17 protein-coding genes and 2 pseudogenes are annotated in these 19,038 nt (G+C 59.1%); 13 read left to right on the top strand and 6 right to left on the bottom strand.

The features are described from left to right. Positions 1-71 precede the first annotated feature (71 nt). The 5 genes from AC1DMK_RS14960 to AC1DMK_RS14940 all read left to right on the top strand — a co-directional run bounded on the left by AC1DMK_RS14960 (position 72) and on the right by AC1DMK_RS14940 (position 5,589). A complete protein-coding gene (locus AC1DMK_RS14960) occupies positions 72-911 on the top strand; it encodes an ABC transporter ATP-binding protein (protein ID WP_477859983.1) in 840 nt (279 codons plus the stop codon). 4 nt (positions 912-915) lie between these two features. After that, complete coding sequence (locus AC1DMK_RS14955; RefSeq protein WP_477859981.1) at positions 916-1,914, top strand: ABC transporter substrate-binding protein; 999 nt, start codon at positions 916-918, stop codon at positions 1,912-1,914. Position 1,915: 1 nt separating this feature from the next. Further along, positions 1,916-2,680: an ABC transporter permease gene (locus AC1DMK_RS14950; protein ID WP_037068430.1), complete on the top strand. Its 765-nt coding sequence runs from the start codon at positions 1,916-1,918 to the stop codon at positions 2,678-2,680. Between the two features lie 10 nt (positions 2,681-2,690). Continuing rightward, positions 2,691-5,060, top strand: a complete 2,370-nt coding sequence (locus tag AC1DMK_RS14945) for a hypothetical protein (RefSeq protein ID WP_477859979.1) — start codon at positions 2,691-2,693, stop codon at positions 5,058-5,060. A gap of 232 nt (positions 5,061-5,292) precedes the next feature. Next, on the top strand, positions 5,293-5,589 hold the full coding sequence (locus tag AC1DMK_RS14940; protein ID WP_477859977.1) for a calcium-binding protein: 297 nt from the start codon (positions 5,293-5,295) through the stop codon (positions 5,587-5,589). A 167-nt stretch (positions 5,590-5,756) separates the two neighbouring features. On the opposite strand, the gene AC1DMK_RS14935 is transcribed toward AC1DMK_RS14940, so the two are convergent. From AC1DMK_RS14935 to AC1DMK_RS14920, 4 genes are read right to left on the bottom strand one after another with little or no spacing between them, the layout of a single operon-like run. Then, positions 5,757-6,578, bottom strand: coding sequence for a 3-methyl-2-oxobutanoate hydroxymethyltransferase (locus tag AC1DMK_RS14935; RefSeq protein ID WP_037068448.1), 822 nt, complete (start codon positions 6,576-6,578; stop codon positions 5,757-5,759). Between the two features lie 25 nt (positions 6,579-6,603). Beyond that, the gene (locus AC1DMK_RS14930; protein ID WP_477859975.1) at positions 6,604-7,824 is read right to left on the bottom strand and encodes an NAD(P)/FAD-dependent oxidoreductase; all 1,221 of its coding nucleotides are present in this window, start codon (positions 7,822-7,824) and stop codon (positions 6,604-6,606) included. Between the two features lies 1 nt (position 7,825). Next, positions 7,826-8,140, bottom strand: coding sequence for a MocE family 2Fe-2S type ferredoxin (locus tag AC1DMK_RS14925; RefSeq protein ID WP_477859973.1), 315 nt, complete (start codon positions 8,138-8,140; stop codon positions 7,826-7,828). A gap of 32 nt (positions 8,141-8,172) precedes the next feature. After that, a complete protein-coding gene (locus AC1DMK_RS14920) occupies positions 8,173-9,264 on the bottom strand; it encodes a fatty acid desaturase family protein (RefSeq protein ID WP_477859971.1) in 1,092 nt (363 codons plus the stop codon). Positions 9,265-9,435: 171 nt separating this feature from the next. Between AC1DMK_RS14920 and AC1DMK_RS14915 the strand changes: the two genes are divergently transcribed. The 7 genes and pseudogenes from AC1DMK_RS14915 to AC1DMK_RS14885 form a co-directional block, all read left to right on the top strand. Continuing rightward, on the top strand, positions 9,436-10,467 hold the full coding sequence (locus AC1DMK_RS14915; RefSeq protein ID WP_037068421.1) for a LacI family DNA-binding transcriptional regulator: 1,032 nt from the start codon (positions 9,436-9,438) through the stop codon (positions 10,465-10,467). A gap of 163 nt (positions 10,468-10,630) precedes the next feature. Continuing rightward, entirely contained in the window at positions 10,631-11,443 is an 813-nt protein-coding gene (locus AC1DMK_RS14910) for a TIM barrel protein (RefSeq protein ID WP_477859969.1), read from the top strand. A 112-nt stretch (positions 11,444-11,555) separates the two neighbouring features. Next, positions 11,556-12,479 carry a sugar ABC transporter substrate-binding protein gene (locus tag AC1DMK_RS14905; protein WP_477859967.1) on the top strand — a complete coding sequence of 308 codons (924 nt, stop codon included), beginning with the start codon at positions 11,556-11,558 and terminating at the stop codon, positions 12,477-12,479. 92 nt (positions 12,480-12,571) lie between these two features. Beyond that, a complete protein-coding gene (locus tag AC1DMK_RS14900) occupies positions 12,572-14,092 on the top strand; it encodes a sugar ABC transporter ATP-binding protein (protein ID WP_477860160.1) in 1,521 nt (506 codons plus the stop codon). Positions 14,093-14,113: 21 nt separating this feature from the next. Further along, entirely contained in the window at positions 14,114-15,196 is a 1,083-nt protein-coding gene (locus AC1DMK_RS14895; protein WP_037068410.1) for an ABC transporter permease, read from the top strand. An 87-nt stretch (positions 15,197-15,283) separates the two neighbouring features. Beyond that, positions 15,284-16,168 (top strand): formyltetrahydrofolate deformylase, encoded by an 885-nt coding sequence (purU, locus tag AC1DMK_RS14890; protein WP_477859965.1) that lies wholly within the window; start codon positions 15,284-15,286, stop codon positions 16,166-16,168. Between the two features lie 124 nt (positions 16,169-16,292). Beyond that, positions 16,293-16,523, top strand: a pseudogene (locus AC1DMK_RS14885) (bifunctional methylenetetrahydrofolate dehydrogenase/methenyltetrahydrofolate cyclohydrolase); the annotation flags it as partial. Here the strand turns inward: AC1DMK_RS14885 and AC1DMK_RS14880 are convergent. After that, positions 16,488-16,775: pseudogene (locus AC1DMK_RS14880) on the bottom strand (SDR family oxidoreductase); the annotation flags it as partial. The pseudogenes AC1DMK_RS14885 and AC1DMK_RS14880 sit on opposite strands and share 36 nt — an antisense overlap. A 13-nt stretch (positions 16,776-16,788) precedes the next feature. Beyond that, positions 16,789-17,991: an MFS transporter gene (locus tag AC1DMK_RS14875; RefSeq protein WP_477859963.1), complete on the bottom strand. Its 1,203-nt coding sequence runs from the start codon at positions 17,989-17,991 to the stop codon at positions 16,789-16,791. A 96-nt stretch (positions 17,992-18,087) separates the two neighbouring features. Between AC1DMK_RS14875 and AC1DMK_RS14870 the strand changes: the two genes are divergently transcribed. Then, positions 18,088-18,987 carry a LysR family transcriptional regulator gene (locus tag AC1DMK_RS14870; RefSeq protein WP_037068405.1) on the top strand — a complete coding sequence of 300 codons (900 nt, stop codon included), beginning with the start codon at positions 18,088-18,090 and terminating at the stop codon, positions 18,985-18,987. The last annotated feature ends 51 nt before the right edge of the window (positions 18,988-19,038 follow it).

Below are 19,038 nucleotides of genomic sequence, written 5' to 3'. Positions count from 1 at the left end.
TGAGGGGGCTTGTCATACATGTATTAAAATGTATTATTCCATAACGCCTTTGTCTATGGAAATAGTCGTCTATGGAAATTGTCACCCCTTTCCACCCGCCGGCCGTACTCTCGGTCGATGGCATTGGCTTCGCCTATAAGAACGGCCGCGAGGTCTTTCGCAATTTTTCGCTGACGGTGAAAAAAAGAGAATTCGTGGCGCTGCTCGGCCCCTCGGGTTGCGGCAAGTCCACCATGCTTAATCTGCTTTCAGGCTTCCTTAAGCCGACCGCGGGGAGGGTATGCGTCAACGGTCAGCCGGTCTTTCCGGAAATGCAGGCGCTCGGCTATGTTTTCCAATCCCCGAACCTCTTCCCCTGGCTCTCGGTCGAAGACAATGTGTGCTTCGGGCTAAAGATGGGCGGCAAGACGAGTGCCGCTGAGCAGCGAGAAAAAGCGCGCCACTATCTTTCCCTTGTCGGCCTGGAGGCGGCGGCGCTCGACCTTCCGCACCAATTGTCGGGCGGCATGCGCCAGCGCGTCGCGCTTGCCCGGACGCTCGCCCTTGAGCCCGACATTCTGCTTATGGACGAACCTTTCGCGGCTCTCGACGCGATTACCCGCATCCAGATGAATGAGGAATTGCTGCGGCTCTGGTCAGAGCTCAGCCAGACGATCATCTTCATCACCCACGATATCGATGAAGCTGTCTTCCTTGCCGACCGCGTGGTCGTTTTGGGCCTTCCTCCCAATGGTATCGACAGCGAGATACTCATCGATCTGCCACGCCCGCGAGACCGTCACAAAGTCCAGAGCGCCGCGCGTTTTGCCGATTATGCCGATCAGATCATGCGCCGGATCGGCGCGATCACCCAACTCAGACAATCAGCCTCCCTCAATCATTCAGGAGCTCGTCAGAATGCAGGCCTTTAAGACGATGAAAAGAACTATTCTTACCGCCGCCATGGCGCTGCTCGCCGTCGCGCCGGCTTTGGCGGGTGATTCACAGCCTCTACGCATCGGTTGGGTTTCCGCGATGGCCAACGCGCCCGTCCTGATCGCCGACAAGAAGGGCTTCTTCAAGGAAGAAGGGCTTGCGGTCGAGCTCAAGTCATTTGGCGATGGTCCGGTGATCCAGCAGGCCGTGGCTTCCGGCGATGTCGATGTGGCCTATGTCGGTGCTCCGCCAGTCTATCAATGGTTTGCGCGCGGACTCGACAGCGTCATCCTCGCCAAGGTCAATTACGGTCAGGCAGCCCTCGTTGCCAAGGCATCCGGCCCGATCCGTACACTTGCCGATCTTAAGGGACAGCGATTGGCCGGCGTCAATCGCGGTAGCGGTATGGATGTGCTGCTGCGGGGCTATATCCTCAAGGACGTCGCCAAGCTCGATCCCGAAACCGATCTTCAGCTTTTGCAGATGCCAGCCGGCAATATGAATGCGGCACTCGACACCGGTGTAGTCGATGCGGCTTTCGAATGGGAACCTTTCGTCAGCCAGTCGGTCTTGCGTGGCGCAGGTCGGGTTGTCTTCGATGTCAATGAGGCCCTGCCGCATTATCCTTGGTATGTGATCGCATCTACGCGCAAAGTCGTCAGCGAGAGGCCGGACGATATCATCAAACTCTTGCGCGCCCATCATAAGGCAATCGCTTTCCTCAGCGAGCATCCGGAAGAAGCCGACAAGATCATTGCCGAGGCATTCAAGCTGGAAGCCGTGCAGTCTGCAGATGGCAAGGTCGTGCCGGCGCAAGCGATCGTGTCGGAGGCGCGCAAGCGGCTCGGCTGGTCCGATGCCATCGAAAGCGTCGATCGTGCCTTCATCCAGCGGCTGATGGATTATTCGCGGACGCTTGGCATTCTTTCCCAACCATTGAAGGCCGACAACGTCATTGATACTGCCCTTTGGGCGCGGGCAACCGGCGCGCAGAACTGAAATGTCCGGATTGATCGCATGGCCAAAACCCTCCTGGAGCTGGGCATCGCTTCCGGCTCTTGGGGTCGTGTGGTGCCTGGCTGCAAGCCAGGTTCCGTCCTATGTATTGCCTCAGCCGTGGGACGTGGCATCGGAGGCCGGGCGCTGGATCGGTTCGGGAGATCTCTGGCACCAGGTAGCGGCTAGCCTGTTGCGGGAAAGCGGCGGCTTCCTCGCCGCTACGCTTGCGGCGCTGGTGCTCGGCACGACCGCTGCGCTTTCGACCGGGTTTCGTGAGTTCATAAGTCCGCTCAATGGGCTGTTCATGGCGATACCGCCAATTGCCTGGGCACCGCTCTCGATGATCTTCTTTGGCATCGGCTATCTGTCCATTGCGGTGGTAATCTTCATCGCTGCCGTTTTCCCGATGGCGACGGCGATCCAGGAAGGTGTGCTGACGATCCAGGGCGGCGAAGTGCGGGCCGCAAGAACATTGGGTGCCAGCAAGCTGCAGCTTTTACGGTACGTCTATCTGCCGGCGTCGCTTCCCTTCGTGACCACGGCGCTTCGCATCGGCTTTTCGCAAGCTTGGCGAGCCCTTGTTGCCGCCGAGATGATCGGTGCGTCTCAAGGCATCGGATGGATGGTGGCCATGGGTGGTCAAACCGGAAATTCCAGCGAGGTGCTGCTCGGCGTCGCGCTGATCGGACTTATCGCCTGGCTCATGGAGAGCCTGGTGTTCCGACGTATCGAGCGCCACTACGAAAACTGGCGCGGACAACAATGAGGCCAGAGCTATGTTAACGAATTCGAACCGGCAGCCGGCGGCACTGGACGCGGTTGCCCCAAGCGGTCTTTACGATCATATCAAATCCTTGCCGTTTCTTGGCCGGCTTGCCTGTGATCGCAAGACGTTGATCGCCGGCGAATGGACAGAGTTGAGCCTGGTGTACGAAATCGGTGCGGTCGGGCTTGCCGATGGCGCGTGGTTGAAGCTTGCCTTCAAATTCTATTCCGACTGGGCGCTTTTCCAGACCTCCGATCCAACCGGCGCCAATTATGTCTCGGCGGAATATCATGCGGCCGCTCCGTTCGCCGGCCAGAGTCCGGCGACGGTGAGGGGGTTGAAGGTCCGCTTCGATCAGAAGGGACATGAGCGTCCTTTCCAGAAGGCAATCATCATCGATGTGGTCGACGGCTATCTCAATCCCGGTGATCGTATCACCATTCGTCTCGGCGATCGGCGGCAGGGCGGTGCCGGCACGCGGGCGCAAACTTTCGTTGAGAAAAACTTCCGCTTCCGGATGTTCATCGATCCGCTCGGCAGCTCGAAATTCGCCGAAGTTCCCGGCGATTGCGCCATCGATATCGTTCCTGGCATGCCTCATGCGATCAACCTCATCGCGCCCCGCCTTGCCGAACCAGGGCAGCCTGTGCGAGTTCTCGCCCGCGTCGATGACAAATGGGGAAATACCTGCCGCGACCAGACGATCGACGGTCGCGTGATTGTGAGCTGCCCGGATGGCAGCACGCGGGAAGAGAGGCTGGCTTTCGCATCAGACGGCTGGGCAGCAACGCAGATAGCGCTATCGTTCGGGCAAAATGGCGAATGGCGGCTGCGAGCCGAAGCTGACGGAATTCCGGTTGAGCCGGCGATTGCCTATGTCCAGGTCGAACCGCTGAAAAGCAAATACCAGCTCTACTATGCTGATCTCCACGTCCATTCCGAGGACACGGTCGGAACCAACGATACCTATTATAATCTAAGCTATGGTCGCGACATCGCCGGTCTCGATATCGTCGGCTATACAGTCAATGACTTCAACATCACCGAAACCAAATGGAATGAAGCGGTCGGACTGATCGGCGAATTGAACGAGCCTGGACGTTTCGTCTGTTATCCCGGCACCGAATGGTGCGGCAATTCTGCCGCTGGCGGAGACCGCAACGTCGTCTTCCTTCGGGACGGCAAGCCGCGTTTCCCTTTCGACGACGAGGGCCGCTCCGTACGCTCCTTCGAGTGGAACGAATTCACCGCTGGCACGATCCGGCCGGGGGTCTGGCCGGTGGATGAGCTTTGGGCGGCCTATGCCGACGATCCTGAGGGCCATTTGATGATCCCGCATGTCGGCGGCCGACGCTGCATTTTCGATTGGCATCACCCAGAGCTCGAACGCCTGACCGAAATCTCATCGGCCTGGGGACAATTCCACTGGAACTATGTCGACGCGCTAAGCCGTGGACATCGGCTTGGGGCGTCTGCTGCCAGCGACGAACATCAGGGCCGCTGTGGCGGCGGCGCACCGGCGACGGCAGCATTCGGTTCACGTGGTGGCCTGACAGGGGTCTTTGCCGAAACGCTGGAGCGCGCTTCGGTCGGCAAGGCCCTGCGCGCGCGGCGTACATTCGCCACTACGGGCGAACGCAGCTTTGCGAGTTTGCGCCTCGGCGAAAGCTGGATGGGCGAAGTCGTTGCTGCCGTTCCTGCTCAACCGCTTGTCTATCGCCTGCTGGGCGATAAGGGGTGGGAAGAGGTCAGCCTTTATGATGCGGATCGCCGGCTATGGACGCGGAACCTGCATCAGGAGGCCGGGTTTTCAAATCGCCGCATGCGTCTACGGTTCGGGGGCGCGCGGATCAAGGATCGCTACCGTGCAGCCTATTGGCAGGGCGAGATAGTCGTGACAGGCGCTGCGCTTCTTGGCCACCGCGGCGTAGGATTTGACCATCCCGAACAATGCGCCTGGCGAAAGGATGCGACGACCATAGGCTTTCAGTCGGCGACCCATGGCGACGTGGACGGCGTCGAACTATCGCTTTCGGACCTTGCTGGCAGCCGGATCGACGTCCGCGCCAATCTTTATGGCTATGTCAAGGTCGGCGATCCACTACAGCCGCCGCCGCACATCGATGCGCCGTCAGTCAACCTTTCGGTCTCAGGCTGCGAGCTGCTCGCCTCCGGCGCGATCAACCTGGATATTCCCGGCGTCGAACTCCGGATCTCTCTCGAATGCGTCACGGAGAAGACGTTGGCACGCGATTTGGAGGGGGAAATCCACATCGACGCCTTGAAACTTGAGAAGGGGCGCGAGCATCCGTTGTTCATCACCGCTCGCCAGACCGACCAATCGCGCATCTGGACCTCCCCGCTATTTCTCAGTTTGTGATGGAGTGCCGAGCCGCGAAGTGCTGCGTGCAGCACCATCTCATTGACGGGTACCTTGCGTTCGACAAGCCGGTGGAGGTGCCGGCGATTTGATCGGCTCGAGTGGATCGCGATGAGCGCGCATGACCCTTTGAATCTCTTTGTGCCGGTTGCCGGCCTGCCGGAAGAACAGGTCGCACGTCTCGTGCCAGTCGCTTTTGGCTGCATCGATTTCCTGTTGCGAGATCAGACCGGTGGCTCCCTCGGGTGGGGACGGTAACGATCAGCTGCTTGGTGGTGACGGTTCGGACACGCTAAGCGGCGGAATCGGAACTGACCAACTCTATGTGGGGGCGTCGTTCAACTACGGCGATGGAATTGACGCCGACACCACGATCAACCGTGATGCGGGGAACGACACAATTGTCGTCAGCAGCGGACAAGGCCATGGGGCATCGGGAATGATACGGTTACAGCGTTTGGCAGTGGCAAAGCTTATGGTGATGCCAACGACGGAGCGCCCATCCGGACATCCGTCGTCCTCGTTTTGATACTGACGATCGCGGCCGTACGTGATGCGGTGGGAAGCGGCCTCTGGTTTGGTGAACTGGTGATAGCGGACCAGACACTCCACCGCTTGTGTTTTTGTTCGTACTGTCCGGCTCGCCGATGATCAGCCGAATCCCGATTCCAAAACCCTAGCTCCCAAGCCTATGCGTCACTTGCTCACTGCCGTGGGAGCTGGCTGATTTGCGATTTTTTCGCGGAAGCCGACCAGCTCTTCCTCGCTCAGGCCAACCATATGTCGATTTTCCGGATAGGAGCCACTTTCCACATCTTCACGAAATTCGCGGAAAGCGGCGATACGGTCCTGCTGGAGGCGATCCAACTCGGCGGCGAAGTTGCGGTAGGCCCTGGCATGGCGCGGCACATGCCCGCGGTTCTGTCCAAGCACGTCGTCGGCAAAGAGATACTGGGCATCGCAGCCGGCGCCGGCGCCCATCGAGATCATGAACAGCGACGTGTTTGCGCTGATGAGGCTTGCCACTTCGGAAGGGACCACTTCGATTTCCGCGGCAAATGCTCCGGCTTCCTCCAGCGCCTTGACAGCCTGCCAGATCGCGAATGCACTGTCCGCCGTCTTGCCGACGGCGCGAAAGCCGCCGGTCCAGGTGGCCTTCGAGGGGATCAGGCCGACATGGCTGCAGACGGGAATGCCTTCATCCCGCAGGCGGCGGATGATCGAAAGGCTAGCGGCGCAATAGACGGCATCGCCGCCGGCCCGCATGGCTGTGAATGCGGCGCGAAGATATTCCTCTGCCGTGACGAAATCGCCATACTCCAGACCGGGGACGGCAAAGACGGTCGGTGCCGCCTCACGGAAGGCTGCTGTCAAAAGGGCAGGGGGCACGGAGACCATTTTGATACCGGCCTTTTCCGCAGCTTCGGCCTCTTCAAGTGTCACCACACGCAGCATACTGAGTTGCCTCTTACCTTTCAGCGCCAGCAGGTCGGCAATTGTAAGTCGATGAGATTTCATGGAATTCATTCCCGGCTATGAAAGGTTACAGCAATGATTTGAGCTTGCCCTGCGAGTCTGCCAAAACGCTCGGATCGGGGCGGTTGCCCCGGGCGATCAGCATTTCCGCCAGGCGGATGTCGCGGGCGACGGCACCTCCCGGCCCGAGGCCGCTGGCGGCGAGAAGGCGCCCGTTGTCGTCGAGGTGGAACAGGATTTCCGCTTCGCTCGACAAAGCTCTCTCGATGACGTGGCTTGCGCCATCGGCGAGCCCTGCGACCTGGAGGGTCAGATCATATTGATCGGACCAAAACCATGGAACGGAGGTGAAGTGTTCGGTCTCACCCATCATGTTCGCCGCTGCACAAGCGCCCTGTTCCTGGGCATTCCGCCAGGATTCCAGACGAAAGCGCCGACCGTCATAATGCGGGATGGGGAAGGAGCAGCAATCGCCGGCGGCAAAGATGTCGGTCGCGCTGGTGGCAAGGCGTGAGTCGACGGCTATGCCATTGTCGACGAGAAGTCCGCAACGCTCGGCCAGCTCCGTATTGGGTTGGGCGCCGATGCCAACCACAAGGATATCCGCCGAGATCATCGTGTCGTCGGCAAGACCAATTTCGACACCCGTATCATCGGCTGCAATCGCCGTGATCGCCTGGCCGCAATGCAGCGCCACGCCCTCCGCACGGTGTCGGTCCTGAAGACGAAGCGCGATTTTTTCCGGCACGCCGCGCAGGAGGATGCGGGGCTGCATTTCGACCAGCGTGACGCTTGCGCCCAGGCTGCGTGCCATTGCCGCAAGCTCAAGACCGATGAAACCGCCACCCAGGACCGCGATATGGCATCCCGGCTTCATCCACGCCCTCAAGGCAAGGGCCTGTGGATGTGTGCGCAGCACATGGACCCGTGCGCCAAGAGGCAGGTGTGGAAGCTGTCGCGGTCGTGCACCCGTTGCCAGCAACAGGCGTTCATAGGCGATCGCATCACCATTTTCGACGTGCAGTTCTTTTGCCGCAGGATCGATACCGCTGATCTCGATGCCCGGCCGAAAGGCGATGCGGGCATCATCGAAACGATCTTCTGTCGCAATCAGCTTGGCTGCTGCGGCATTGCTGTCAGCTTTTGACAGGGGCGGGCGTTCGTAAGGCAGGCATGCCTCGCCACCGATCAGGGTGACAGTACCCTGATAGCCGCGCTCGCGAAGCGCGAAGGCAGCGCGAACGCCGGCTTCACCGGCGCCGACGATCACCATTCCAGACGCTGCCATCTCAGCCGACCTCGATCTGTAGACGTCCGCCGTCAACGCGAACCGGATAGGTCTTGAGATTGATGCAGACCGGGGCACCCTTAGCCTCGCCCGTCTTGTAGTTAAAGCGGCCATTGTGCTTCGGACATTCGATGATGTTGTCCATCACCAGGCCTTGTGACAAATGGACGTTCTCATGCGTGCAAAAACCATCTGTCGCGTGAAAGCTGTCTTCCGGGCTGCGATAGATCGCAAAGGACTTTCCTTCGTGATCGAAGCGAATGACATCTTCCTCGTCAATGTCGTCGGTGGCGCACACGTCGACCCAGTTGCTCATGGTTTTCTCCTCCTCCTCAGTTTTGTCGCGGCTTATTCGGCGGCCGGCGCCATGACATCGCCGTGCAACTCTTCACGATAGGACTTGGCGGTCGCAGGCAGCTCCCGCTTTAAGAAATAATCCTCGTTGCGGAGCTGGTGCAGGAAGGCCGGGATCATTTCGCGATAGCCGTGCAATATCGAAGGATTGGGTGCCGGCAGATCGTGCTTGATCATCTCATGCAGCTTCGGCAGGGCATGGTAGGGCACCATGGGGAACATGTGGTGCTCCACATGGTAATTCATGTTCCAGTAGATGAAGCGGCTTACCGGATTCATATAGACGGAGCGGCTGTTCAGCCGATGATCGACGACATTGTCGGCCAGGCCGCCATGCTGCAGAAGACCCGTCATGACGTGGTGCCAGGCACCGTAGAGCCGCGGCAGTCCGATCAGCATCAGGGGCAGGATGGAGCCCATGGTGACCGCAAGCGCGATCGTTGCGCCGTAGATGGCAAGCCATATCCGGGCGATGCGAATGGCCCTCGGCTGCTCGCTTTCTGGAATGAATGTGCTTTCCTCGGCGCTGATGATGCCGAAAGCGTTGCGGATCATGTCGATCATCGAATAGCTGGCGTCGAACAGGCCGAAGACATTCAGGATCAGCCGCAGGAGATGCGGCGGACGCATGACGGCGATTTCGGGATCGCGACCGACGATCACGGTATCCGTGTGATGGCGAGTGTGGCTCCAGCGCCAGGTGACTGGATTGCGCATGATCATGAAGCAGGCGATCTGGTAGACGGCATTGTTCATCCACATCGTCTTGAAGGCCGTGCCATGGCCACATTCATGCCAGCGGCTGTCGGATGCGGAGCCGTAAAGAACCCCGTACGCCAGGAAGAAGGGGATCGCCCAGTAGGTTCCCCAGAAATAGATGCCAAGCCCGCCGAAAAGCACGAGACAGCCGAGCCAGATCGCGGTGTCTCGGATCGCGGGTCCATCCTCGCGTTTCATCAGCTCCTTCATCTGTTTGCGCGGGACATCGGTATGATACCATTCAGCCGCCGACAGTCCGTTCTCGACGGCAGCCTGCGCGTCTTGTCCCAAAAGACTGTAGTCCCGCTTCGTCGCAATCCTCGCCATGACGTGCTCCTCGATCCGCGGGACCCGGTCCCGACGTCTTGTTCTTGACGGATGGCAAGAGGATTATCGCGCTTTCAGCCGATCTCAATGGGGCTGCGATATATTCTATCAAAAGCTATCATTTAATTTCCATTCCATGATATATTAATCTCAGAAATGGGAGGGTAGACGATGGGATCGAGACCAACGATCGCCGATCTTGCAAAGGCGGCGGGTGTCAGCGTGGCGACTGTCGATCGCGTTCTGAATGGACGTCACAAGGTCCGGGAAGATACGTCCAGGAGGGTTTACGAGGCGGCGAACGAGATCGGGTTTCACGCTGTCAGCCTGTTGCGGCAGCGCGTGTTCGAAGGGCTGCCGCAGTATCGCCTGGGCTTTGTTCTGCAGAAGCCGGATCAGCCATTCTACCAGGCCTTCGCACGCGAGCTTGAAGGTGCCGTTCAGAACCATCCCGGCATCAGGGGCATCGCGCAAATCGAATATTCCTCAAGTCAGACGCCCGTCGAGCGTTCCGAAAAGCTGAAAGACGTCGGATCGCGCTGCCATGCCGTGGCGATGGTGTCGCCGGATTATCCGGCGATTGCGGCCGTTGTGGAGGATCTGAAGAGCCGGCACATCCCGGTGTTCTCGCTTCTCTCCGATTTCGCTCCCGGTATCCGCGAAGGTTATGTCGGCTTGAACAATCGCAAGGTCGGGCGAACCGCTGCCTGGATGATCATGAAGGCGGCCAAGCGGCCGGGAAAGGTGGCCGTCTTCGTTGGCAGTCACCGCTTCAACGGTCACGAACTCAGGGAAATCGGCTTTCGGTCGTTCTTTCGGGAGTGCGCGCCGGAGTTCGAGGTCCTCGATACCTTCGTCAATCTCGATATGGCTGAGATCACCCACGAGACGACAGTGGACTTGATCCAGAAATATCCAGATCTCGTAGGCCTTTACGTCGCAGGCGGCGGCATGGAGGGGGCGATATCCGCGATTAGGGAAGAACGGGTTGCCGGGAAATATGTGGTGGTCGTCAATGAGTTGACGCCGGATTCCCGCGCGGGCCTTGCCGATGATGTCGTCACGCTTGCCGTCCGCACGCCGCTTCAGCATCTGTGCCGTGATCTTGTGCAGTTGATGGTCGATGCGATCGAGAATGGGCCAGCCAACGTGCCGGGGCAGACCTTCCTTCCATTCGAGATGTATGTGCCCGAAAATATCTAGGTATTGAATGCAATAATTACATCAAAGACGTTGTCAAATTATATCAGAAATGAAGGAGAATCCTGCTGATTCCGCTTTGACGAATGTCATGAAACCTGATGACCTTTTGTTCACCGGGCAGGGGAGACGAGCCGCCCGGGATAAGAAGTTTCGGGAGATATTCATGGCAGGACCAACCTTTGCGCTGAACCACATGGTTGCGCCTTCGCTTTCTTTCGCTGAATTGCTCAAGGTTGGGCACGCCGTCGGAATTCGCCAGTTCGAAATCCGCAACGATCTCGAGGGCAACGCCATCCTTGACGGCACGTCGCCGGAGGCGATCCGCGCTCAGGCATTGGCAGAGGGCGCTGTTCTTCTTTCCATCAATGCCTTGCAGCGCTTCAACGACTGGAACGAGGCGCGGGAGCGGGAAGCGACGGAACTTGCCGACTATGCCGCCGCCTGCGGTGCAAAGGCCCTTGTTCTGGTTCCCGTCAACGACGGTACGGGCCAGCGCGACGGCGAACGGCAGGAAAGCCTGAAAAAGGCGTTGGGCGCGTTGAAGCTCATTCTGGAGCAAGCCGGCCTGATCGGGCTGGTCGAGCCGCTCGGTTTCCAGATCTGTTCGCTTCGCTCCAAAAAGGAAGCGGCCGAGGCGATTGCTGCCGTCGGCGGCGCAAACCGGTTCAAGCTGGTCCATGACACGTTCCATCATGTCCTTGCGGGCGAACCGGAAATCTTTCCCCAGTTGACCGGTCTCGTACACATCTCCGGTGTCGATGATCCGCAGGTCGCTATCGACGATATGCGCGATCCCCACCGTGTCATGGTCACCGAAAACGATCGCCTCGACAATGTCGGGCAGATCCACAGCCTTCTGGTTGCCGGCTACTCGGGACCATTCTCTTTCGAGCCTTTCTCGCCCTCTGTCCACGCCAGCGCCGATGTCGAAGGCATTGTTCGTGCGAGTGTGGAGTATGTGCGCCAAAAGCTCTGAACGGATCTCTGCGACGCCAAGAGGAGCGGCGCTGCGGTGATGCATTGCCTCCCGGGAGGAGGCGGAACCGGCGCAAACCAGGTGATCGCCGGCACCGAAAAAGGAGGAAGACATGAAGAAACTCTTTGCTGGCGCCCTGCTGGGTGTCCTAATGGCATCCAGTGCCCATGCAGGTGACATCGGCGTTTCGATGGCCAATTCGGACACGTTCCTGACGGTGCTCAGGAAGGGTATCGAGAAGTCTGCCGGTGACGCCAGCCAGCCTGTCCAGATTGAAATCGCTGACGACGACGTGCAGAAGCAATTGTCGCAGATCCAGAATTTCATCGCAGCTAAGGTCGATGCGATCATCGTCAATGCCGTCGATACCTCGGCAACAGCACCGATGACCAAGCTTGCCAATGATGCCGGCATCCCGATCGTCTATGTCAACCGCATGCCCGTCGATGTTGACGCGCTTGGTCCCAAGGGCGCTTTCGTCGCGTCGAACGAAGTCGACTCCGGTACGCTGGAAACCAAAGAAGTATGTCGTTTCCTCGGCGGCAAGGGCGATATCCTTGTCATGGTCGGAGACCTCGCGAACCAGGCGGCAGTGCAGCGCACCAAGGATATCCATGATGTGATTGCCACGCCGGAATGCGCTGGCATGAAGATCATCGACGAGCAAACCGCCGTGTGGGACCCGGTCAAGGCGCAGGACCTGATGACCAACTGGATCGCCGCAGGCCATAAGCCCGCCGCCGTGATTGCCAACAACGACAACATGGCGATCGGTGCGATCAATGCCATGAAGTCTGCCGGCTGGAACATGAAGGATGTTGTCGTCGGCGGTATCGATGCGACCCAGGAAGCCCTGGCCTACATGAAGGCCGGCGATCTCGACGTGACCGTGTTCCAGGATGCCTTTGGCCAGGGTGCGGGTGCGGTTGATGCCGCCATCAAACTTGCCAAGGGTGATAAGATCGACGGCAAAGTCTGGATCCCCTTCCAGCTCGTCACACCCAAAAACATGGATAAGTTTGTCACCAAAAACTGAGCCATTGGAATGCTCGGTCCGTCGTCTTCGGGTGGCGGACCCTGCAGGGAGGAGATGCCGTGGCAGGATTGCAAACGATTAGCCCAGAGACCATGCAGGCGGTGCGACACAGCGGTGCCGTTCCCAACAGCGAATTCCTGCTGGAGGTCGAGGATGTCCGCAAGGAGTTTCCAGGCGTTGTCGCTCTCGACAGTGTGCAGCTGAAGCTTAGGCGTGGCAGCGTTCATGCCCTGATGGGGGAGAATGGCGCCGGCAAGTCCACCCTGATGAAGATCCTGGCCGGCATCTATACGCCGGACAGCGGCGAGTTTCGCCTGCGTGGCCAAATCATCCGGCTGAAAAATCCGCTTGATGCCCTGCAGAACGGTATCGCGATGATCCATCAGGAACTCAACCTGATGGCACCGATGACGGTCGCGGAAAACATCTGGATTGGCCGTGAACCGTATGGCCGGTTTGGCTTGATCGATCACACCGAGATGAGCCGGCGAACCGAGCAGTTGTTCGAAGCCTTGGGCATCGACATCGATCCTGGCATAAAGATCGGCAAGCTCAGCGTTGCAAGCCGGCAGATGGTGGAGATCGCCAAGGCGGTGTCCTTCGATTCCGACGTGCTAATCATGGACGAGCCGACCTCGGCCCTGACCGACAAGGAGGTGAACCATCTCTTCCGCATCATCCGGTCTCTGCGGGAGGCCGGCAAAGGCATCATCTACATCACCCACAAGATGAACGAGCTTTTCGAGATCGCCGACGAATTCTCGGTGTTTCGCGACGGCAAATATATAGCGACCTGTCAATCGGCCGATGTTACGCGTGACGATATCATTCGCATGATGGTCGGGCGCGAGATTACGCAGATGTTCCCAAAGCAGCCGGCTGACATCGGCGATGTCGTCCTGTCTGTGAAGGGCTTGACGCTCAAGGGTGTATTCCAGGACGTCACCTTCGATCTCCGTGCCGGTGAAATTCTTGGCTTTGCCGGGTTGGTGGGGTCCGGCCGCTCCAATGTCGCGGAGACCGTTTTCGGCGTGACACCGGCAGACGCAGGCACGATTACGCTTTTTGGGAAGGACGTTGCGGTGGCGTCTCCTGCTGTCGCCATGCGCCATGGTATGGCCTTCCTGACGGAAGATCGAAAAGAGACCGGCTGTTTCCTGCTCCTGGATATTCAGGAAAACGCCCAGATCGCGGTGCTGCAGCAGCGTTACGCCCGGTTCGGTTTCGTACAGCAGAAGAAGCTGCGCCACCAGGCGGAGATCATGGCGAACCAGCTGCGAGTTCGCACGCCCGATATGCGCGAGCCGATTATCAATTTGTCGGGCGGCAACCAACAGAAGGTTCTCATCTGTCGCTGGCTGATGACCAATCCGAAAATCCTCATTCTGGACGAGCCGACCCGCGGCATCGACGTGGGCGCCAAAGCCGAAATTCACCGACTGATCTCGCAACTTGCCGGCCAGGGCGTTGCCGTCATCATGATCTCCTCCGAAATGCCGGAGGTTCTGGGCATGAGCGACCGCATTGTCGTCCTGCACGAGGGGCGCGTGACCGGCATTCTCGATCGTGCCGAAGCGGATCAGGTCAAAATAATGGAACTGGCGTCGCGTTGACGGCCCTGGGGGGAGGAAATCATGTCTGAAGGGACAAACGAACTGACCAGCATATCGAAGACGGGCTTGAAGAAGATCCGCCGTCTGCCGCCCGAATTTACGATCCTGGTCGTGCTTGTCGGCATCGCTCTGGTTTTCGAGATTCTGGGCTGGTACGTCGTCGGCGAGAGCTTTCTGGCAAACAAGCAGCGCCTGTCCATCATCGTTCTGCAGGTGGCCGTGACCGGGATCATCGCCGTCGGCGTAACGCAGGTTATCATCACGGGGGGCGTGGATCTGTCTTCGGGCTCGATGGTCGGTTTCATTGCCATGGTTGCCGCCAGCTTCGCGCAGACGTCAATGAACGCACGCGCGGTGTTTCTGCAGCCGGAATATGCGCAATTCGGATTGAGCTGGTTCATCGACGCCAGTCCGTTCTGGCCGATTGCGGTCGGCCTCGCTCTTGGTCTGCTGCTGGGGTACGTCAACGGCGTCATCATCGCGAAAACCGGTATCCCGCCTTTCATCGCCACGCTCGGCATGATGGTGTCGGCCCGCGGTTTGGCAAAATGGTACACGGAAGGCCAGCCGGTCGCACTTCTAAATGAGAATTTCACTTGGCTTGGGCAGAGCTTCGAGGTTGGCGGCTTTCCCGTGCCGCGCACGGTGATTGTCTTCTTCATCGTCGCGATCATCTTTCATATAGCCTTGTCCTACACCCGCTACGGCAAGTTCACCTATGCCATCGGCGCCAACCCTCAAGCCGCCCGCGTGTCCGGTATTGATATCGGCAAGCATCTGATCAAGGTCTATGCAGTTGCTGGCTTGCTGTCGGGCCTTGCGGGGGTGATGCTTGCCGCCCGTGCCCAGTCAGGTCAGCCCAATATGGGTGTCGCCTTCGAACTTGATGCGATTGCCGCAGCGGTCATCGGCGGCACTTCGCTTTCCGGCGGCGTCGGCCGCATTACCGGCACCGTAATCGGCACGATCATTCTCGGCGTCGTCACCTCCGGTTTCACCTTCCTCAAGGTCGGCGCCTATTACCAGGAGATCGTCAAGGGCGCGATCATCGTCGCTGCCGTCGTGATCGACGTGCACCGCCAGCGCAAAAAGTCCCGCGCCTAGAACCTCCCTGGCGTGGGCTTGCGATGCGGTGTCTCCACCGCATCGCTTTTTTTACACTCCCGTTATCCTCAGCGACCGAGAACGCGAATGAAAAGCTATGTGCTGACCGTATCCTGCAAATCCACCCGCGGCATCGTTGCGGCCATTACCGGTTATCTCGCAGACAAGGGCTGTTACATCACCGACAGCTCGCAGTTCGACGATCTCGAAACCGGGCTGTTCTTCATGCGTCTCACCTTCATCAGCCAGGAAGGCGCAACGATGGAGGAGCTGGAAAAGGGCTTTACCGCTGTCAACGAGCGTTTCGCCATGAAGACGCAAGTCCGTGACAGCGAACACCGCGAGAAGGTGCTGCTGATGGTCTCCCGTTTCGGCCATTGCCTGAACGATCTGCTCTACCGCTGGAAGATCGGTGCGCTGCCGATCGAGATCGTCGGCGTCGTCTCCAACCACTTCGATTATCAGAAGGTCATCGTCAATCACGACATTCCCTTCCACCATGTGAAGGTGACCAAGGAGAACAAGCCACAGGCCGAAGTCCGGCTGATGGAAATCGTCGAGCAATCCGGAGCCGAACTGATCGTGCTTGCCCGCTACATGCAGGTTCTGTCGGAGGCGGTCTGCAAGAAGATGTCGGGCCGGATCATCAACATCCACCACTCCTTCCTGCCATCGTTCAAGGGGGCAAACCCCTACAAGCAGGCCTATGAGCGCGGCGTGAAGCTGATCGGCGCGACAGCCCACTACGTCACAGAGGATCTCGATGAAGGTCCGATCATCGAGCAGGATGTGGCCCGCATTACCCATGCGCAATCGGCGGAAGACTACGTCTCAATCGGCCGCGATGTCGAAAGTCAGGTCCTGGCCCGCGCCGTGCACGCCCACATCCACCAGCGTGTGTTCATGAACGGCAACAAGACGATCGTCTTCCCGGCAAGCCCGGGGTCTTACAAGTCCGAGCGGATGGGCTAAAGCATGGCGATTGTCATCGATGGCAAGCAGGCCGCCGCATCCGTGATCGATGCAGTGAAATCAGCAACTGTTTCGCTCGAGCGTGAAGCCGGCGTCAAGCCCGGCCTTGCCGTTCGAACCTACGCTGCTTCTGGCCGCCAATGCTACGGTCACTGTCGCCCATTCGCGCACAAAGGACCTCGCTTCAGTCTGCCGCAATGCCGATATTCTCGTTGCTGCCGTCGGTCGCCCGGAAATGGTCAAGGCGGATTGGGTCAAGCCCGGCGCCACCGTGATCGATGTCGGTATCAATCGCGTTCCAGCCCCGGAAAAGGGCGAGGGCAAAACGAATCAGGCCCACATTGTTCAGCATGACGTCGATGCGGCCGAACTCCCGGACTGCCGAGTCCACGAGATGCTTAACCTGATTAGTCACGTCTGTCTGGACGGCTCTTGCCTTATGACCCTTTGCGGTGAGTTCATTGGCGAGTGCCTTGATGCGATCGGCCCTGCGAGCACCAAGGACGACGATGGCCCCACGCTCGGCCAGATGTCGGGCCGTCGCCTCACCCAGTCCACTGCTTGCGCGAGTAATCACCACGACCTTGTTTTCGATCCCCTGGGCCATGATGATCTCCAGTTCAAAATTTGGATTGGTGTTGGGTGCCGGGACGCGACATTGTGGCGAGCACGGCAGRCCCGGCGAGCAGGACGGCAGCCAGCAGAAACGCACTCCACCAACCGACGGTGTCGAAGAGCATCCCTCCGGCGAAAGCGCCTCCCGCAATTGCAGACTGGATCAACGCGACCTGAAGTCCGCCGCCAGCTTCGAGATCGTCCGGAATGATGTGTGTCATCCACGTGTTCCACGCCACGGGAATCGGCGTTGAGAGGAAGCCCCACAGCACGAGGACGGCTGCTGTGACGGCTTTGAATGAGCCGATGCCGACCAGGAGGACTGCGAGGAACGCGAGGACGCATGGAATCCCGATCAATACAGCACTCAGATGTCGTCGCAGCACGAGCCCGATTGCAAACGTTCCGGCCAGTCCGCCAACGCCCAAGCCCAGCAGGACCATGGACAGGATGTTGATATCGAGGGCAGTGACGCGTTCGAGGAACGGCCGCAGGTAGATCGATAGCGAGTTCATGCCGATGAACGCGAGCGCCGTTGCCGCCATTCCGATCGCGAAGGCGCGCTTTCTGAGCAACCCGAACATTTGAGTCACCGATACGGCTGCGGCGGGCGGCATCTTCGGCAGCACAGCGAGTTGCCATACCAATGCCGCGAGACCGATGGGTACGGTAATCAGAAAGGTAGCTCGCCAGCCGATGAGACTGCCGAGGAAACTGCCGAGCGGCGCGGCGGCAACGATCGCCAACGCGGTCCCACCCTGAAGCAGGGCGATGGCCTTGGGGAGGTCGGGGCCGGATGCGAGGCGTGCGAGGATGGCAGTCGAGAGCGACCAGAAGCCGCCGATCGCGATGCCGACCATCGCTCGGCCGATCAGGAAAACTGGAAAGCTGCCTGCAAGCGCTACCACGAGGCTGGAGACCGCCAACACCGCGGTATAGACGAGGACAACTGTTCTCCTGTCCAATCTGCTCAAGACGATATTTCCGAACAGGCTGGTAATGACCGCGAAAAAGCCGGACACCGCGATCGCAAGCCCCGCTTGACCTTCTGTGACAGAGAGGTCCCGGGCGATCGGGGTCAGAAGGCTGGTCGGCAAGAACTCGAGCCCCACCAGGAGAAAGGTGAGGAGCGATAGGCAGGCGACCGCGCCCCAAGGCGTTGTCTTCACGCGCCCTGTAAAACCTTCCTGCAGTGTGATCTCAGTCATTCGTGCATCTCGCTTCTGTTGTGAAGCAAGATAGTCAGGTTGGTTTCGAGCCACTAGAGGGTATAGTCTGTATGTTGTGGTGAAGGAGACTCAACAATGCGTCGTGACGAATTCGCGGAAATGAAAGCCTTCCTGGAGGTGGCGCGGGAGCGTAGCTTCACGCGCGCAGCGGCGAAGCTGGGTGTGACACGCTCGGCTCTAAGCCATACCATCAGGGCGCTGGAGGAGCGGCTCGGTGTACGTCTCCTTGCGAGGACGACACGTGACGTAGCTCCGACAGCCGCAGGGGAGCGTCTTGTCGAGAGGATTACACACCATTTTGAAGGCATCGCGTCGGAAATCAATGCGATCAAGGAACTGAGGGATCGGCCAGCGGGGCATGTCCGTATCGTCTGCCCCGATGACGCTATCGATCTGGTCTTCCGACCGAGGCTTCCCGCTTTCCTCAGAGACAACCCGGACATCACCGTAGAACTCATCGTGGATAACGGGTTCACCAATATCGTCGAGCGCCAGTTCGATGCCGGGCTCAGGCTTGGCGAGGCCGTCGCTCGCGACATGATAGCTGTTCGGGTGGGGCCGGATGTCACCTACTCTGTTGTGGGCGCGCCTGCATACTTCGCGCGGTTTCCGCTTCCATCAAACCCTCAGGAACTGACAGGCCACGACTGTGTCAACTTGCGGCTGCCTACATCTGGGACGCTCTACGCATGGGAGTTCGAGCAAGACGGTCGTGAGTTCAGTGTCCGGGTGGAAGGACCGTTGACGCTCAGCAATATCGCCTCGGCAATCGACGCTGCTCTCGACGGAATCGGGCTCGCCTACGTGCCGAAAGACCTGGTTCGCCAACATGTGGAAAACAGCTCGCTCCGCAATGTCCTCGAGGACTGGTGTCCGACATTCCAAGGCTACCATCTCTATTACCCGAGCCGTCGCCTTCCTTCGCCGGCCTTCCGTGCGTTCGTGGATTTCTACCGATGGAGACAGGACCGATAGGTACCTAACGGTTAGCGCGTTGTTTTAGAGTTGGCGAAGCCGGGTCAATGA

It is taken from the genome of Rhizobium sp. 05L419, from assembly GCF_056397845.1.
The sequence above is the reverse complement of the archived record's forward strand: the minus strand, read 5'-3'. Positions and strand labels throughout refer to the sequence as shown.

Bases quoted from the DNA above. Each gene is read 5' to 3' on its own strand.
- AC1DMK_RS14960 (WP_477859983.1), top strand. From the start codon at position 72: ATGGAAATTGTCACCCCTTTCCACCCGCCGGCCGTACTCTCGGTCGAT.
- AC1DMK_RS14955 (WP_477859981.1), top strand. From the start codon at position 916: ATGAAAAGAACTATTCTTACCGCCGCCATGGCGCTGCTCGCCGTCGCG.
- AC1DMK_RS14950 (WP_037068430.1), top strand. From the start codon at position 1,916: ATGTCCGGATTGATCGCATGGCCAAAACCCTCCTGGAGCTGGGCATCG.
- AC1DMK_RS14945 (WP_477859979.1), top strand. From the start codon at position 2,691: ATGTTAACGAATTCGAACCGGCAGCCGGCGGCACTGGACGCGGTTGCC.
- AC1DMK_RS14935 (WP_037068448.1), bottom strand. From the start codon at position 6,578: ATGAAATCTCATCGACTTACAATTGCCGACCTGCTGGCGCTGAAAGGT.
- AC1DMK_RS14930 (WP_477859975.1), bottom strand. From the start codon at position 7,824: ATGGCAGCGTCTGGAATGGTGATCGTCGGCGCCGGTGAAGCCGGCGTT.
- AC1DMK_RS14925 (WP_477859973.1), bottom strand. From the start codon at position 8,140: ATGAGCAACTGGGTCGACGTGTGCGCCACCGACGACATTGACGAGGAA.
- AC1DMK_RS14920 (WP_477859971.1), bottom strand. From the start codon at position 9,264: ATGGCGAGGATTGCGACGAAGCGGGACTACAGTCTTTTGGGACAAGAC.
- AC1DMK_RS14915 (WP_037068421.1), top strand. From the start codon at position 9,436: ATGGGATCGAGACCAACGATCGCCGATCTTGCAAAGGCGGCGGGTGTC.
- AC1DMK_RS14910 (WP_477859969.1), top strand. From the start codon at position 10,631: ATGGCAGGACCAACCTTTGCGCTGAACCACATGGTTGCGCCTTCGCTT.
- AC1DMK_RS14905 (WP_477859967.1), top strand. From the start codon at position 11,556: ATGAAGAAACTCTTTGCTGGCGCCCTGCTGGGTGTCCTAATGGCATCC.
- AC1DMK_RS14900 (WP_477860160.1), top strand. From the start codon at position 12,572: ATGCAGGCGGTGCGACACAGCGGTGCCGTTCCCAACAGCGAATTCCTG.
- AC1DMK_RS14895 (WP_037068410.1), top strand. From the start codon at position 14,114: ATGTCTGAAGGGACAAACGAACTGACCAGCATATCGAAGACGGGCTTG.
- purU (WP_477859965.1), top strand. From the start codon at position 15,284: ATGAAAAGCTATGTGCTGACCGTATCCTGCAAATCCACCCGCGGCATC.
- AC1DMK_RS14870 (WP_037068405.1), top strand. From the start codon at position 18,088: ATGCGTCGTGACGAATTCGCGGAAATGAAAGCCTTCCTGGAGGTGGCG.